The organism is Enterobacter chuandaensis, from assembly GCF_003594915.1.
Lineage (GTDB): Bacteria > Pseudomonadota > Gammaproteobacteria > Enterobacterales > Enterobacteriaceae > Enterobacter > Enterobacter chuandaensis.
Genome location: NZ_QZCS01000034.1, coordinates 1 through 815, shown reverse-complemented (window position 1 = coordinate 815; position 815 = coordinate 1). Strand labels below are relative to the sequence as shown.

Below are 815 nucleotides of genomic sequence, written 5' to 3'. Positions count from 1 at the left end.
AGTGTCGCTGCCGCAGCTTCGGTGCATGGTTTAGCCCCGTTACATCTTCCGCGCAGGCCGACTCGACCAGTGAGCTATTACGCTTTCTTTAAATGATGGCTGCTTCTAAGCCAACATCCTGGCTGTCTGTGCCTTCCCACATCGTTTCCCACTTAACCATGACTTTGGGACCTTAGCTGGCGGTCTGGGTTGTTTCCCTCTTCACGACGGACGTTAGCACCCGCCGTGTGTCTCCCGTGATAACATTCTTCGGTATTCGTAGTTTGCATCGGGTTGGTAAGCCGGGATGGCCCCCTAGCCGAAACAGTGCTCTACCCCCGAAGATGAGTTCACGAGGCGCTACCTAAATAGCTTTCGGGGAGAACCAGCTATCTCCCGGTTTGATTGGCCTTTCACCCCCAGCCACAGGTCATCCGCTAATTTTTCAACATTAGTCGGTTCGGTCCTCCAGTTAGTGTTACCCAACCTTCAACCTGCCCATGGCTAGATCACCGGGTTTCGGGTCTATACCCTGCAACTTAACGCCCAGTTAAGACTCGGTTTCCCTTCGGCTCCCCTATACGGTTAACCTTGCTACAGAATATAAGTCGCTGACCCATTATACAAAAGGTACGCAGTCACCCCATAAAGAGGCTCCCACTGCTTGTACGTACACGGTTTCAGGTTCTTTTTCACTCCCCTCGCCGGGGTTCTTTTCGCCTTTCCCTCACGGTACTGGTTCACTATCGGTCAGTCAGGAGTATTTAGCCTTGGAGGATGGTCCCCCCATATTCAGACAGGATACCACGTGTCCCGCCCTACTCTTCGAGTTCACA

The 815-nt window shown here is 52.8% G+C and carries 1 rRNA gene; it reads right to left on the bottom strand.

Going from position 1 to position 815, the window contains the following annotated elements:
- A 23S ribosomal RNA gene (locus D5066_RS22780) occupies positions 1–815 on the bottom strand; the annotation flags it as partial.